Raw genomic sequence first — 15,367 nt, 5'->3', positions numbered from 1 at the left:
CACGGAACGTGGACGTCCGCTCTCCGTGCGTACGGCCGGGAACGGTCCCTTCCGGGTCCCATCCGGGCCGCTTCCGGCCTTCGGCGGAAGGTTGTCGGTGCGGCCGCCTAGACTCGGGAGGCGATGAGCAGCCTCTTTGACGACAACTTCCTGACCGGCCTCCAGTCCTCGGAGGACGGCCCGCCGCCGCCCCCCGAGGACCACGCACCCGAAGCGGTGCCGGAGGGGCTCTTCGAGGGCGTCTACGACGCGCCTCCGCCGCCGCGCGAGGGGTATTACCGCGACGGTCACCCGCGCCCGGTGATCGACTCCGCCGCGCTGCTCGACGGGCTGAACACCGAGCAGCGCGCAGCCGTCGTGCACGCCGGGTCCCCGCTGCTCATCGTCGCCGGCGCCGGCTCCGGCAAGACCCGCGTGCTCACCCACCGCATCGCCCACCTGCTGGCCGAGCGCGGCGTGCACCCGGGGCAGATCCTCGCGATCACCTTCACCAACAAGGCCGCCGGCGAGATGAAGGAGCGCGTCGAGCAGCTGGTGGGCCCGCGCGCCAACGCCATGTGGGTCATGACCTTCCACAGCGCGTGCGTCCGCATCCTGCGCCGCGAGTCGAAGAAGCTCGGCTTCACCTCGTCGTTCTCGATCTACGACGCCGCCGACTCCAAGCGCCTGATGGCCCTGGTCTGCCGCGATCTCGACCTGGACCCCAAGCGCTACCCGCCGAAGTCCTTCACCGCCAAGGTCTCCAACCTCAAGAACGAGCTCATCGACGAGGAGACCTTCGCCGGGCAGGCCGCGGACGGTTTCGAGAAGACGCTGGCCCAGGCGTACGCGCTCTACCAGGCCCGCCTGCGCGAGGCCAACGCGCTGGACTTCGACGACATCATCATGACGACGGTCCACCTCCTCCAGGCCTTCCCGGACGTCGCCGAGCACTACCGCCGCCGCTTCCGGCACGTCCTGGTCGACGAGTACCAGGACACCAACCACGCCCAGTACACGCTGGTACGGGAGCTGGTCGGCCCGTCCGGAGAGGCCGCCGACGCCCCGGCCGAGCTGTGTGTCGTCGGTGACGCGGACCAGTCGATCTACGCCTTCCGCGGCGCCACCATCCGTAACATCCTCCAGTTCGAGGAGGACTACCCGGACGCGAAGACGATCCTCCTGGAGCAGAACTACCGCTCCACGCAGACGATCCTCTCCGCCGCCAACGCGGTCATCGAGCGCAACGAGAGCCGCCGCCCGAAGAACCTGTGGACCAACGCCGGCTCCGGCGCCCGCATCACCGGCTATGTCGCGGACACCGAGCACGACGAGGCGCAGTTCGTCGCCGAGGAGATCGACCGGCTCACCGACAAGGGCGACGCCAAGGCGGGCGACGTCGCCGTCTTCTACCGCACCAACGCCCAGTCCCGCGTCTTCGAAGAGATCTTCATCCGCGTCGGCCTGCCCTACAAGGTCGTCGGCGGCGTGCGCTTCTACGAGCGCAAGGAGGTCCGGGACGTCCTGGCCTACCTCCGCGTCCTCGCCAACCCCGAGGACGCCGTCCCGCTGCGCCGCATCCTCAACGTGCCCAAGCGCGGCATCGGCGACCGCGCCGAGGCCATGATCGACGCGCTGTCGATGCGCGAGAAGATCTCCTTCCCGCAGGCGCTGCGCCGCGTCGACGAGGCGTACGGCATGGCGGCCCGCTCCTCCAACGCCGTCAAGCGGTTCAACACGCTGATGGAGGAGCTCCGCACGATCGTCGAGTCCGGCGCCGGGCCCGCCGTCGTGCTGGGAGCGGTGCTGGAGCGCACGGGCTATCTCGCCGAGCTCCAGGCCTCCACCGACCCGCAGGACGAGACCCGTATCGAGAACCTCCAGGAACTCGCCGCCGTGGCCCTGGAGTTCGAGCAGGAGCGCGGAGAGGACGAGGGCAGCGGCACGCTCGCGGAGTTCCTGGAGAAGGTCGCGCTGGTCGCCGACTCCGACCAGATCCCCGACGAGGACGAGGACGGCTCCGGCGTCATCACGCTCATGACGCTGCACACGGCGAAGGGCCTGGAGTTCCCGGTCGTCTTCCTGACCGGCCTGGAGGACGGCGTCTTCCCGCACATGCGGGCCCTCGGCCAGACCAAGGAGCTGGAGGAGGAGCGCCGTCTGGCGTACGTCGGCATCACCCGCGCCCGCGAGCGGCTCTACCTCACCCGGGCGGCCATGCGCAGCGCCTGGGGCCAGCCCTCGTACAACCCGCCCTCGCGGTTCCTGGAGGAGATCCCGGAAGCGCACCTGGAGTGGAAGCGCAAGGGCCCGATGGCCGCCCCGGCCGGACCCACCTCGGGCATCACGTCCTCGCTCTCCTCCTCGCGCGCCCGCTCCGGCCCGTCGGGCTTCGCGACCCGGCGCTCGACGGAGAAGCCGACGGTCACGCTGGTGGCCGGGGACCGGGTCACGCACGACCAGTTCGGGCTCGGCACGGTGACGGCCGTCGAAGGCATCGGCGACCAGGCCAAGGCGACGGTCGACTTCGGCGACGAGCGCCCCAAGAAGCTGCTCCTGCGGTACGCGCCGGTCGAGAAGCTGTAGTCGGGAAGCTGCAGTCGAGAAGCGGCGGTCGCCGGAAGCTGTAGGAGGCGACGACGTCACGGGAGAGGGGCGGGACGGCTTGTCGCAGCCGTCCCGCCCCTCTCCCGTCGCTGACGCGCGTTCCGGTTCCGTCAGGTCGGCTCGACGCCGTGGCTGCGCAGCCACGCCAGCGGGTCCACCGAGGCACCGCCGCCCGGCCGGACCTCGAAGTGCAGGTGCGGGCCGGTGGAGTTGCCGGAGCTGCCCGCGTACGCGATGACGTCGCCGGCCTTCACCGGGCCGGAGCGGATCTTGGTGCTGCTGAGGTGGCAGTACCAGGTCTCCGTACCGTCGGCCGTCGTCACGATCGCCATGTTGCCGTAGGCGCTGTTGTACTGCGTGCGGACGGTGCCGTCGGTCGCGGCCATCACCGGGGAGCCGTAGCCGACGGGGAAGTCGATGCCGGTGTGCACGGACATCCAGTTGACGCCCGCCTGGCCGTAGTAGGCGCTGAGCCCGTGCTGCTTGACCGGCAGGACGAACTTGGGGCGCAGCGCCTCACGGCGTGCGGCCTCCTCCTCGCGCTTCTTCTTCTCCTCGACCTGCCGCTGCTTGAGGTCGATGCGCTCCTGCGTGCGGCTGGCGCGCTGGCGGAAGTCGTCGCTGCCCTCGGAGAGCTGCTCCAGCTGGCTGTCGAGCTTGTTGTTCGCGGCGACCGCCTTGACCGTGCTCGGATCGGCGACGGCCAGCGAGGCGGTCTTCTCCGGCTTCTCCTCGTCGCTGATCCCGCTGACGGAGGCGGCCGCGATACCGGCGACGCTCATCACGCAGGCGGAGGGGACCGCGACGGTCAGGAGGGCGGACCGCTTGGCGGGGCTCCTGCGGCGGGCCCGGCTGCGCGGGGCGGGGGCGCGGACGACGGTGCGGTCGACGGAGAGCGGGGAGGCTTCGGGGGCGGTGCTGTCGTCGCCAGGGGTGGCCTCCGGGGCGAGGCCGGTCGCGTGACCGGCCTCTTCGAGGACGACGAATTCGGTGGTGCCGGACTCTTCTTCGGGCGTCTGCTGTTCGTACAGCTGATGCGAAGTCTGTTCGGGTTCGTACGCGGGGTCCTCGGGCGTGGCGCCGGAGTTCCAGGCGGTCGCGTCGTAGGCGCCGGTGTCGTACGCCCCGGTGGTGAAGGCGGTGGCGTCGTACGTGCCGGTCCCGTCGGCGCCGATCGTCCCGTACGCGCCGGTGTCGTAGGCGGCGGTGTCGTACGTACCCGTGGCGTGCGAGCCGGTCTCGTACGCATCTGTGCCGTACGAGCCGTCTGTGGCGTACGAGCCGTCCGCGGCGTACGCGGTGCCCGTGCCGTACGTGGCGTAGGCGCCGGTGTCGTAGCCGTCCGTCTCGTAGCCCCCGGTGCCGTACGAGGTCGTGCCGTACGCCGCCGTGGTGAACCCGTCCTGGTCGGAGGGCTGCTGCTGCCAGAGAGGCGTCGCGCCGGTGTCCCACTGCTGGGGGTCGGCGGTGTGGGCCGGGGCGGCGTACGCGTCGTACGTGACTGTCTGCTGCGCGCCCGTGTCCCAGGCGGAGGAATCGTACGAACCGCTGTGGGCACCATAAGAGGTGTCGTAACCGGAAGCCGCGTAATCCGTGGTCTCGGAACCGCCGGGGAGGGAACCGAAGAGCGGGTCGGTGTCGAAGCTGCCGGTCGATCGGGTGTCGTACCCGACAGGCCCGGCGTGGGGGTGCTGGTCGTTCACCAACTTCTCTCTCGCCTCGGCAGCAGGACTGTTCGGGATCCCGGTGAGGGGGGTCCCAAGGGGAAGCAGTGGCCGCGACTGTACCCGGCAGTATGTGAGGACGACAATCTTCGGCAGGTTTTGCGTCCTCAGGAAACGGGCAATCGACCGCCTTTCGGTGGACGACAGGCAGAGGCTTGGCCCTATGTTCGAGAACTGTTCTATTTTAAGCGACAGAGGTCGTTCCGGTTGAGGGTGCTGCTCCCTCCCGGGTCTCCTGTGGTTCCAGAGCCTCGTGGGCCGTCGGCTTCAGAGCCTCCAGCGCCTCATGGACCGCGGCGGCGACCGCCGGGTGCACCGGCAGAGCGAGATGGCCGATTCCGGTGACGCGTACGTTGACGGCGTCGAGGTCCGGATGGTCGACGCAGGCCGTGCCGACCGGGACCATCACCTGGTCCAGCTCGCTCCAGAAGCTGACGAACCGGGTCCGGCAGCCGGGCGCGGGGCGGCGCAGCTCCTCCATGAGGGTGGAGCCGGAGCGCATCTGGCGCACGACGGGGTGGAGGCCTGCTCCGGGCGCGACGGCGGTGCCGCCGTGCGGGGTGCCGAGGGTGACGAGAGTGCGCACCCGGCGGTCGCCGCCGAGCCGTTGGACGTAGTAGCGGGCGATGAGGCCGCCGAGACTGTGCCCGACGATGTCGACCTCGCGCTGCCCGGTGCGGGCGCAGATCTCCTCCACATGGCGGCCGAGCAGCTCGGCGGCGGTGCGCAGGTCGCGGGTGAGCGGCGAGTAGTTGAGGGACGTCAGATGGCGGCGGCCGTGGCGGGCGAGCGCGCGGCGCAGCAGGACGAAGACGGAGCGGTTGTCGATGAACCCGTGCAGCAGGACGACAGGCCGTTCGGCGGTGGGGGAGCCGGGCAGGGAGCCGGCCTGCGGCGGCCGGAGCGGGGTGCGGCGCTCCTGGGTGAGACCGAAGGGGTAGGCGGCCAGGTGGCCGGTGAGGACGATCAGCTCCAGCACGGTGGCGCCGAGCAGCGCGGTGGAGAGCCGGGTGCCGGGGAGGCGGGGCAGCGGGGAGAGGGAAGGGAGGGGGAGGGGCTTCATCGCGGCCTCCTGGACGGGCGGGCACCGGGGAGCACCGGGAGGCGGCGACGGGCCGTACCACCGTGCCGTGCGGCTGGCGGCGCGGTGGTACGGCGACCTCGTAGCGGCTCTCCAGGGGGTGTCCCGCGCGGCCGGATTGCCGCGGTTCTCCGGGGACCGGGCCTGGCGAACATGTCCCACGTGTGATTTCCCCCTCCCCGCCTGCCGTGAAACGGCGGCTTGCGGGATGCTGTGGATAACGTTCGTTCACATCCCCGGCCCTTCAGGCGCGGGAGACCATGTGGAGGCAGTGATGGGTGTGACCGGTCCGATCCGTGTGGTGGTGGCCAAGCCGGGGCTCGACGGCCATGACCGCGGGGCCAAGGTGATCGCGCGGGCGCTGCGGGACGCCGGTATGGAGGTCATCTATACGGGGCTCCACCAGACGCCCGAGCAGATCGTCGACACCGCGATCCAGGAGGACGCCGACGCGATCGGCCTCTCGATCCTCTCCGGCGCGCACAACACGCTGTTCGCGAAGGTGATCGAGCTGCTGAAGGAGCGGGAGGCGGAGGACATCAAGGTGTTCGGCGGCGGGATCATCCCGGAGGACGACATCGCGCCGCTGAAGAAGCTGGGCGTGGCGGAACTCTTCACGCCGGGCGCGACGACGACCGAGATCGTCACCTGGGTGAACGCCAACGTCCGCCAGCCGGCGCAGGCCTGAGCCGGGGGCCGTACGCGCGTACGTGGCCGGGAACGGGAGGCCGTATCGCGTACGTGGCCGGAGGCAGGGGGCGAGGCCGCCGGGCCCGGGGCGCGGCGGCCGGGGCAGGAGCCTGGGGCCGGGGCTTCAGGTGGCCAGCTCCGCCTCCATCGCGGCGCGCAGCCGCAGCGTGGAGACCAGACGCTGGAACGCCTCCGCCCAGTAGCCGCCCGCTCCCGGCGACGCGCCCTCCTGCTCGTCCGGGGTGGCCGTGAGGACCTCCAGGCGGTCGGCCTCGGCCGGGTCCAGGCAGCGCTCGGCCAGGCCCATCACCCCGCTGAAGCTCCACGGGTAACTCCCGCCGTCCCGCGCGATGTCGAGCGCGTCCACCACGGAGCGCCCGAGCGGGCCGGTCCACGGCACCGTGCAGACCCCGAGCAGCTGGAACGCCTCCGACAGCCCGTGTGCTGCGACGAACGCGGCCACCCAGTCCGCCCGTTCGGCCTCGGACAGCACCGCCAGGAGCTTGGACCGCTCGGCGATCGACGCGGGGCCGGTGGAGCCGGCCGGAGGCGCCGCCGCCGCACCCAGCAGGGCCCGCGCCCATTCCGGGTGGCGCTGGCGCACCGCGGCCCGGCACCAGGCGGCGTGCAGCTCGCCCGCCCAGTCGTCGGCGACCGGCAGCGCCACGATCTCCGCCGCCGGGCGCCCGCCGAACCGCTCCTGCCAGACCCCGAGCGGCGTGGCCTCCACCAACTGCCCCAGCCACCAGGACCGCTCACCCCGGCTCGTCGGCGGAACGGCCGCCACCCCGTCGCGCTGCATCCCGGCATCGCACTCGTGCGGCGCCTCCACCGCGATGGACGCGCCCGCCCCCGTACGGTCGGGATTCACGCACGACGTCGCACGGGCCGCCATCCGCCCGGCGAAGGCCGACGCGGGCAGGGCGGAGAGCAGCTCGGCCGCCGTGGCGCGCACGTTGCGGCTGCGGTCCGCGAGCGCCTGCTCCAGGAACTCCTCGTCGCCTTCCCGGAGCCCGTTCCGCAGGGAGTCCAGGAACATCAGCCGGTCCTCGGCCCGCTCGGTGGACCAGGTCGTGGTGAGCAGGGCGAGCGCGGCGGCCGGATCCCGCGTCCGTACGGCGTCGAGCAGCGCGACCCGCTCCGCGAACAGCCCTTCCTCCCACAGCCGGCGCACCGCCTCCGGATCGTCGGTGTCGGGGACGAGCGAACCGCCGGCGGAACCGCGCAGCGCGAACTTCCACTCCGGGTTCAGCGCGGCCAGCCACAGCCCGAGCGGCCCGGCGAAGGCGAGCGCCTGCGGCCGCAGGTCGGTGCGGGCCCGCGCCGCGTCCAGCAGCGGCGGCACCAGCGCGGCCGGAGGCCGGAAGCCGCGCCGGTTGGCGGTGGCCAGCCACTGCGGGATGAGCTCGGTGAGGTCGGGCGCGGCCCCGCGCCGCCCGGAGGAGCTCGGCGCTGCCCGGTCGGCGAGCAGCTGGCCGAGCCGGTGCCGGGCGGCCTCGGGCAGGTGCGGGCGCGGGTCTTGCGGCGCGGGCACGGGCCTGGCCCCCGCCACGGCGGGCAGCAGCCCGGCCCGCCGCCGCACGGTGTGCAGGGCGGCGGCGCCCAGCAGAGCGGCCGGGCCGTCGGCCGGCACCGGTCCTCCGGGCGCGGCCGGCGGGCGGCGGTCGGTGCCGAGCAGGGCCGAGGTGACCAGCTCCTCCCAGGAGAGGGAGGCGAGGAGGTGGGCTGCGGTTGTGGTGGGAGGCATCGGGTCCCCTTCTGTGGCGTTCAGGTCATCGAGCGAGGGCGTCCGCCGGGGGTGTCCGGCGGTGGGCGTCAGCGGCAGGCGGCCAGGCGGTCGGAAGCGACGGGCGCGGGCGGTCGGGCAGGTGGTCGCTGACGACGGGCACGGGCGGCCGGCGCGGTGGCCCGACCGCTGTCCGTACGGGTCGGATGAGCCGCACGGCTCGGTCCGGGGCGTCCCCGGCTCCGGAGCCGCCGAGCGCGGTGGTCCGACCGCTGTCCGTCCGGATCAGATGAGCCGCACGGTCCCGTCCGAGGTGCCCCCAACTCCACCTCCACCTCCTGCCTTCCACGCCGCGTACGGCTCGAAGCCCCGGTGGCCCAGCTCACCGAAGACCGTGACCGGGGCGCCGCCGGAGAGCGCGACGAGCTTCCACAAACCCGGCCGGGACAGCGCCGCCTGAGTGAGCGGCAGCGCGGACTCGCTCTCCGCGTCGGCCAGTTGCCAGCCGCCCTCCGACGGCACGGGTATGACGTCCCGCAGCGTGACCGGCCAGGCGTCGAGCCACGGATCGCCCCGCAGCGCCTCTCCGTACGCGGCGAGTGCCGATGCCGTGGAGCTTCCCGGCGGTGGCGGGGTGCCCGGCGTCGGCGCGGGCGGGGTGAACTGGCGTCCCAGGTCGGCCCGGAGGCCGCCGCCCGGGTACGCCGTCAGTTCGGCGTCGATCGTGATGCCCACCGGCAGCGCCAGCTCCGGGGCCCGGCCCGCCGCGCCGAAGGAGAGCAGCAGGGCCGTGCGGCCGGAATCGCTCCCGTACAGCCAGATGCGCCGCGTGGTGAGCCGGCCGTCCGGCGTGTCGTACTGCGCGAGGACCAGCCACCGGTCGCGGACCGGCGGGCCCTCGGCGGACATGGGCAGCCCCACCCGCGTACGCACCGTGGCGGCCAGCGGTTCCGGCAGCCGCTCCCGGCCCAGCCAGGCCGTGTCCAGCAGATGGAGCAGGCCGCACTCCTCCAGCAGCCGCACCGGCCAGCCCGGACCGGAGCCGGGTATGGCTCCCAACTCCCGGACCCGGCCCGCCAGCCCGGGCGCCTGCGCGTCGACCATGCGGGCGGCGGTCTCCTCCCACAGCGTGTACCCCGTGCGGTCGGCGGTCGCGAGCCCGCCGCGCAGCAGGTCGGTCAGGCGCTGCTCCAGCTCCTGCGCCCCCGAGGTGACCCGCTCGGCCCGCCGCTCCGCCCGCTTCCTGGCGGCCGCGCCGTCGGCCGGGCCGGAGACCGGCTCGCCGCTCGCGACGGCCTCCTGCCTGGCCTGCGCGGCCTCCGCCCGCCCTCGCCGGCCCTCCAGCCACTGCGCGGCCCAGTCCGCCGGCTCGCCCCGTGGGACGGCCCCGTCGCCGGAGGCCCGGAGCAGCAGCAGCCCCAGCACGTGCTTGCACGGGAACTTACGGCTCGGGCAACTGCACTTGTACGCGGGCCCCGTGGTGTCGACCACCGTCTGGTACGGCTTGCTCCCGCTTCCCCTGCACAGCCCCCACACCGCCCCCGATCCGTCGAAGCCGGTGCCCGACCAGTGTCCGGCCGCGGCCAGCTTGTTCCCCGCCTTGCGTGATGCGTCGTCAGGAGCCAGGGACAGCACCTGCTCCACCGTCCAGCGCGCCACCGGTTCCGTGGCGGGCAAGGGTTCTCCCCCGTGAGATAGCAGCATGTCAACGACGGTAGGCGGCACCACTGACAATCGTCTTGACCTGGGCGTTCGATGGCTGCCGGCCCATTTGACTTTACTCGCCCTTTGCGTTTTCCTGCGATCTCCGCGTCCGGAAGGGATCCGGTCGCGGACCGATCCAGGGGGGTCCCACATGAAGCACACCCACCGCACCGGCGGCCGTCTGCGCGCGGCTGCCGGCGCCCTCGCCGTCACCGGCCTCGTGTTCGCTCTCGGCGCCTGTTCGGCCGACTCGGTGGACGAGGCGGTCGGCAAGGCGGTCGACAAGTCCGTGGACGAGACGTACGAGGTCACGTACGAGGTGACCGGTACGAGCGTCGACGAGATCGCGTTCCACGGCGGAGGCGGCGACGCCATGGACCCGAAGCTGGAGACCGTCACTTCGCCCACCCTGCCGTGGAAGAAGACCGTGACGCTGCGCGGCATCATGCCGCCCGCCGTCATGCCCATGGCGCTGGAGGCCGGTGGCGCCGACGTCACCTGCAGCATCACGTACAAGGGCGAGGTCATCAAGGAGGCGAAGGGCGAAGGCATGCTCACGGCGGGCGGCTGCGTCGCCGTCTCGCCGATCGTGGGCTGACCGGAGCCGGGCAGGCCCCCGTGGCCACGGGGGCCTGGCCACAGGGTCCTGGCCACGGGGTTCTGACCACAGGGTCCTGGCTCCCGGTCAGGACCCTGAAGTCCCAGCTCAGGGCCCGTTGTCAGTGGCATGGTGCACGGTGGAACCACATCAGGTCGACCGATCAGTCGACGATCTGGAGGGGGATCCATGACCGTGCCCGAAACCACCACCGCGACCACCGCGCAGGGGGAGGCGTCCGGCGAGACGTCCGGCGCCGAGGCCCTGCGCCCGCACGCCGAGGACGCGTTCGCCGACGAGCTGAAGGCGCTCGCCGCCGCCGACGACCGGCCCAGGCCCGCCCGCTGGCGCCTCTCGCCGTGGGCCGTCGCCACCTATCTGCAAGGCGGGACGCTGCCCGACGGGACGGTGATCACACCGAAGTACGTCGGCCCGCGCCGCCTGATCGAGGTGGCCGTGACGACCTTGGCCACCGACCGCGCGCTGCTCCTGCTCGGCGTCCCCGGCACCGCCAAGACCTGGGTCTCCGAGCACCTGGCCGCCGCCGTCAGCGGCGACTCCACACTCCTCGTGCAGGGCACCGCCGGCACCCCGGAGGAAGCCGTCCGCTACGGGTGGAACTACGCCCAGCTGCTCGCCCACGGCCCCAGCCGCGACGCGCTGGTGCCCAGCCCGCTCATGCGGGCCATGTCCGACGGCATGACCGCCCGCGTCGAGGAGCTGACCCGCATCCCCGCCGATGTGCAGGACTCGCTCATCACGATCCTCTCCGAGAAGACCCTGCCCATCCCGGAGCTCGGCCAGGAAGTCCAGGCCGTCCGCGGCTTCAACGTCATCGCCACGGCCAACGACCGCGACCGCGGGGTCAACGAGCTCTCCAGCGCGCTGCGCCGCCGGTTCAACACCGTCGTCCTGCCGCTCCCCGCGACGCCCGACGCCGAGGTCGACATCGTCTCCCGGCGCGTCGACCAGATCGGCCGCTCGCTCGACCTGCCCGCCGCACCGGAGGGCCTTGCCGAGATCCGGCGCGTGGTGACGGTCTTCCGCGAACTGCGCGACGGCGTCACCACCGACGGCCGCACCAAGCTCAAGTCGCCCTCGGGCACGCTCTCCACGGCCGAGGCGATCTCCGTCGTCACCAACGGTCTCGCCCTCGCCGCCCACTTCGGCGACGGCATCCTGCGCCCCGGCGATGTCGCGGCGGGAATCCTCGGCGCGGTCGTCCGGGACCCGGCCGCGGACCGCGTGGTCTGGCAGGAGTACCTGGAGACCGTGGTGCGCGAGCGGGACGGCTGGAAGGACTTCTACCGCGCCTGCCGCGAGGTCTCCGTATGACCGGCACCCAGGGCACCACCGGAGCCGTGGCCACCGCGGGCCCGGTCACCTCCGGAGCCGTGGCCACCAGCCCCGCTGCCACCAGCCTCGCTGCCACCGGAGCCGTGGACACCGCGTTCGCCGCCGGGCCGCTGCTGCTGGGCGTGCGGCACCACGGGCCCGGCTCCGCCCGCGCGGTCCGTGCCGCGCTCGACGCCGCCCGGCCGGCCGCCGTGCTCATCGAGGGGCCGCCGGAAGGCGACGCGCTGCTGCCGCTCGCCGCCGACCCGCGGATGCGGCCGCCCGTCGCCCTGCTCGCCCATGCCGTGGACGATCCGGGGCGGGCCGCCTTCTGGCCGCTGGCCGAGTTCTCGCCGGAGTGGGTGGCGATCCGCTGGGGCCTCGCCCACGACGTCCCGGTCCGCTTCATCGACCTTCCCGCCACGCACTCCCTGGCCCTCAAGGAGCCCCACGGCGAGGAGACCGCACCCGCTCCCGAGGCCCCGGTGGCCGAGGAGGTCACCCCCGCCGTCGATCCGGTCCGCGCGCTCGCCGAGACCGCCGGATACGACGACCCCGAGCGCTGGTGGGAGGACGTCGTCGAGCACCGCTCACCGGCCGCCGACGCCACCGCCGACGCCCTCGCGCCGTTCGCCGCGCTCGCGGAGGCCATGACGGCCCTGCGCGAGGCGTACGGGGACGGCGGGCATCCCAGGGACGCCGTGCGCGAGGCGTACATGCGGATCCAACTGCGCACCGCGCGCAAGGAGTTCGGGGACGGCCTCGCCGTCGTCTGCGGCGCCTGGCACGTCCCCGCGCTCGCCGCCCGCACGACCCTCGCCGCCGACCGCGCCCTCCTCAAGGGGCTTCCGAAGGTCAAGGCCGAGATGACCTGGGTGCCGTGGACCCACCGCCGCCTCGCGCGGCACAGCGGTTACGGTGCCGGGATCGACTCGCCCGGGTGGTACGGGCACCTCTTCGGCGCCGCCGACCGGCCGATCGAGCGCTGGATGACGAAGGTCGCCGGGCTGCTGCGCGAGGAGGACCGGCCCGTCTCCACCGCCCACGTCATCGAGGCCGTCCGGCTCGCCGAGACGCTCGCGGCGATGCGGGGCCGTCCGCTGGCGGGGCTGAGCGAGACCACCGACGCGGTACGGGCCGTGATGTGCGAGGGCTCCGACGTACCGCTCGCGCTCATCCAGGACCGGCTCGTCGTCGGCGAGACCCTCGGCGAGGTGCCCGACAGCGCCCCGGCGGTCCCGCTCCAACGCGACCTGACCCGCACCCAGCGCACCCTCCGCCTCAAGCCGGAAGCGCTGGAGAAGGAGCTCGGCCTCGACCTGCGCAAGGAGACCGACGCCGCCAGGAGCCGCCTCCTGCACCGGCTGCGCCTCCTCGGTATCGGCTGGGGCGAACCGGCCGCGGGCCGTGGCAGTACCGGCACCTTCCGGGAGAGCTGGCGGCTGCGCTGGGAGCCGGAGCTGCACGTCCGGGTCGCGGAGGCCGGCGTGTGGGGCACCACCGTGGAGACCGCCGCCACGGCGAAGGCCGAGTCCCAGGCCCTCGCGGCGACCGCGCTCTCCGAGGTCACCGCGCTCGCAGAGCACTGCCTGCTGGCGGGCCTGCCCGAAGCGCTGCCGGTCGTGATGAAGGCCCTCGCCGACCGTGCCGCGCTCGACGCCGACGTCGGCCACCTCGCCGACGCCCTTCCGGCCCTCGCCCGCTCCCTGCGCTACGGGGACGTGCGCTCCACGGACACCGCCGCACTCGCCGAGGTCGCCGCCGGACTCGCCGAGCGGATCTGCGTCGGCCTGCCCCCGGCCTGCACCGGCCTCGACACGGACGGCGCCGAGGCGCTCCACCGCCAGGTGGACGGCGTGCACAGCGCGATCGGCCTGCTCGCCGCAGGGACCAGGCCCGCCGAAGCGGACACCGCCACGCCTGCCGAAGCTCGCGCCGCCACGCCCGCCGAGGCCGGCACCACTCCTGCCGAAGCCGAAGCCGAAGCCGAAGCTCGCGCCGCCACGCCCGCCGCAACCGTCGCCACCCCCACCTCCGGCCTCCGCGACCGCTGGGCCACCGTCCTGCGCAAGCTCGCCGGACGCGACACCGTCGCCGGGATCATCCGGGGCCGCGCCACCCGGCTGCTGCTCGACGACGGGCGGCTCACCGAGGACGAGGCGGCCCGGCTCATGGGCCTGGCCCTCTCACCCGGCCCCCCGCCCACCGACGCGGCGGCCTGGATCGAAGGGTTCGTCGGCGGGGCCTCCGGCGGCGGCATGCTCCTCGTCCACGACGAGCGGCTGCTCGCGTTGGTCGACGGCTGGCTCTCCGGCGTGCCCGCCGACACCTTCACCGACGTACTGCCACTTCTGCGCCGTACGTTCTCCGCCTTCGAGTCAGGCGTACGCCGCACCCTCGGCGAGCTGGTCCGGCGCGGCCCCGTCCCCGAGGGCGCCGGACCCGACGCCACGGACCACGCCTACCCGGGCTTCGGCCCCGGCCTCGACGCCGACCGGGCCGACGCGGTGGAGCAGGTGCTGCACCTGCTCCTGGACCGGACACCGACCACGGCCGTAACACCCGTACCGGAGGAGGCGACCGCATGACCGCCCACGCCACCCGGCACGCCACACAGGACCACGACCGAACGGGGGAGACGGTGGAGACACGGACCGAGCGCGCGCACGCCACCGACGGCGAGCGGATGAGGCGCTGGCGCATGGTGCTCGGCGCGGACAGCGCGGAGAGCACCGGCTGCGCCCTCACCGGCCAGGACGCCGCGATGGACGGCGCGCTCGACGCGCTCTACGGCGGGGGCGGCGGGAAGAAGCCCGGCGGCCGGGGCGGCGGCGGACGTTCGGCCGGGCTCGGCGCGTCGGCGCCCTCCGTCGCCCGCTGGCTCGGCGACATCCGTACGTACTTCCCCAGCTCCGTCGTCCAGGTCATGCAGCGCGACGCGATCGACCGGCTCGGCCTCTCCGCGCTGCTCCTGGAGCCGGAGATGCTGGAGGCCGTCGAGGCGGACGTCCATCTCGTCGGCACCCTGCTCTCGCTCAACAAGGCCATGCCCGAGACGACCAAGGAGACCGCGCGCGCCGTCGTCCGCAAGGTCGTCGACGACCTGGAGAAGCGGCTGGAGAGCCGCACCCGGGCCACGCTCACCGGCGCGTTGGACCGCTCCGCGCGGATCAGCCGCCCGCGCCACCGGGACATCGACTGGGACCGCACGATCCGCGCCAACCTGAAGAACTACCTGACCGTCCCCGGTGCGGACGGCGGCCCGGACACCGGCACGGTCGTCCCGGAGCGCCTCATCGGCTACGGCCGCGCGTCGCAGTCCGTGAAGAAGGACGTCATCCTCTGCATCGACCAGTCCGGCTCGATGGCGGCCTCCGTCGTCTACGCCTCGGTCTTCGGCGCGGTCCTGGCCTCCATGCGCACTCTCGCCACCCGCCTCGTCGTCTTCGACACGGCGGTCGTCGACCTCACCGACCAGCTCGACGACCCGGTCGACGTCCTCTTCGGCACCCAGCTCGGCGGCGGCACCGACATCAACCGGGCGCTCGCCTACTGCCAGTCGCAGATCACCCGGCCCGCCGACACCGTGGTCGTCCTGATCAGCGACCTCTACGAGGGCGGGATCCGCGACGAGATGCTGAAGCGGGTGGCGGCGATGAAGGCGTCCGGGGTGCAGTTCGTGACCCTGCTCGCCCTCTCCGACGAGGGCGCACCCGCCTACGACCACGAGCACGCGGCAGCGCTCGGCGCACTGGGCGCCCCCGCGTTCGCCTGTACGCCGGACCTCTTCCCGGACATCATGGCCGCCGCGATCGAGAAGCGGCCCCTGCCCATACCGGACAAGGAGACCGGCGCGTAGACGCACCACGGGACACCCGGCGACACCTCACGGGACACGCCCGCCCGGCACCCTCTGTGACCGT

The 15,367-nt window shown here is 73.4% G+C and carries 10 protein-coding genes; 6 read left to right on the top strand and 4 right to left on the bottom strand.

Annotated elements, in window-relative coordinates; all coding sequences use genetic code 11:
* The first annotated feature begins 123 nt into the window (after window positions 1-123).
* Window positions 124-2,565, top strand: a complete 2,442-nt coding sequence (gene pcrA / locus ACIRR8_RS16085) for a DNA helicase PcrA (protein WP_404064519.1) — start codon at window positions 124-126, stop codon at window positions 2,563-2,565.
* Window positions 2,566-2,696: 131 nt separating this feature from the next.
* Here pcrA and ACIRR8_RS16080 read toward each other — a convergent pair whose 3' ends face one another.
* On the bottom strand, window positions 2,697-4,289 hold the full coding sequence (locus ACIRR8_RS16080) for a peptidoglycan DD-metalloendopeptidase family protein (protein WP_404064516.1): 1,593 nt from the start codon (window positions 4,287-4,289) through the stop codon (window positions 2,697-2,699).
* Between the two features lie 205 nt (window positions 4,290-4,494).
* Window positions 4,495-5,373, bottom strand: coding sequence for a lipase family alpha/beta hydrolase (locus tag ACIRR8_RS16075; protein ID WP_404064513.1), 879 nt, complete (start codon window positions 5,371-5,373; stop codon window positions 4,495-4,497).
* A gap of 292 nt (window positions 5,374-5,665) precedes the next feature.
* On the opposite strand from ACIRR8_RS16075, the gene ACIRR8_RS16070 reads away from it, so the two are divergent.
* Window positions 5,666-6,079 carry a cobalamin B12-binding domain-containing protein gene (locus tag ACIRR8_RS16070; protein ID WP_356754773.1) on the top strand — a complete coding sequence of 138 codons (414 nt, stop codon included), beginning with the start codon at window positions 5,666-5,668 and terminating at the stop codon, window positions 6,077-6,079.
* A gap of 126 nt (window positions 6,080-6,205) precedes the next feature.
* Here the strand turns inward: ACIRR8_RS16070 and ACIRR8_RS16065 are convergent, their stop codons facing one another.
* Entirely contained in the window at window positions 6,206-7,828 is a 1,623-nt protein-coding gene (locus ACIRR8_RS16065) for a DUF5691 domain-containing protein (RefSeq protein WP_404064510.1), read from the bottom strand.
* A 264-nt stretch (window positions 7,829-8,092) separates the two neighbouring features.
* The gene (locus tag ACIRR8_RS16060) at window positions 8,093-9,511 is read right to left on the bottom strand and encodes an SWIM zinc finger family protein (RefSeq protein WP_404064508.1); all 1,419 of its coding nucleotides are present in this window, start codon (window positions 9,509-9,511) and stop codon (window positions 8,093-8,095) included.
* Window positions 9,512-9,662: 151 nt separating this feature from the next.
* Here ACIRR8_RS16060 and ACIRR8_RS16055 point away from each other — a divergent pair, with 151 nt between their 5' ends.
* The 4 genes from ACIRR8_RS16055 (at window position 9,663) to ACIRR8_RS16040 (ending at window position 15,303) form a co-directional block, all read left to right on the top strand.
* Window positions 9,663-10,109: a hypothetical protein gene (locus tag ACIRR8_RS16055; RefSeq protein WP_404064505.1), complete on the top strand. Its 447-nt coding sequence runs from the start codon at window positions 9,663-9,665 to the stop codon at window positions 10,107-10,109.
* A 189-nt stretch (window positions 10,110-10,298) separates the two neighbouring features.
* Window positions 10,299-11,444, top strand: a complete 1,146-nt coding sequence (locus ACIRR8_RS16050; RefSeq protein ID WP_404064502.1) for an AAA family ATPase — start codon at window positions 10,299-10,301, stop codon at window positions 11,442-11,444.
* On the top strand, window positions 11,441-14,032 hold the full coding sequence (locus ACIRR8_RS16045; RefSeq protein WP_404064500.1) for a DUF5682 family protein: 2,592 nt from the start codon (window positions 11,441-11,443) through the stop codon (window positions 14,030-14,032). Before ACIRR8_RS16050 ends, ACIRR8_RS16045 begins: the two co-directional genes overlap by 4 nt.
* On the top strand, window positions 14,029-15,303 hold the full coding sequence (locus ACIRR8_RS16040; protein WP_404064497.1) for a VWA domain-containing protein: 1,275 nt from the start codon (window positions 14,029-14,031) through the stop codon (window positions 15,301-15,303). Before ACIRR8_RS16045 ends, ACIRR8_RS16040 begins: the two co-directional genes overlap by 4 nt.
* Window positions 15,304-15,367: the final 64 nt, after the last annotated feature.

Source organism: Streptomyces sp. NPDC101178, assembly GCF_044767965.1.
In the GTDB taxonomy this organism is placed as follows: Bacteria; Actinomycetota; Actinomycetes; order Streptomycetales; family Streptomycetaceae; genus Streptomyces.
Note: the sequence above shows the minus strand (reverse complement) of the source record. Positions and strands in the feature narration are given on the sequence as shown.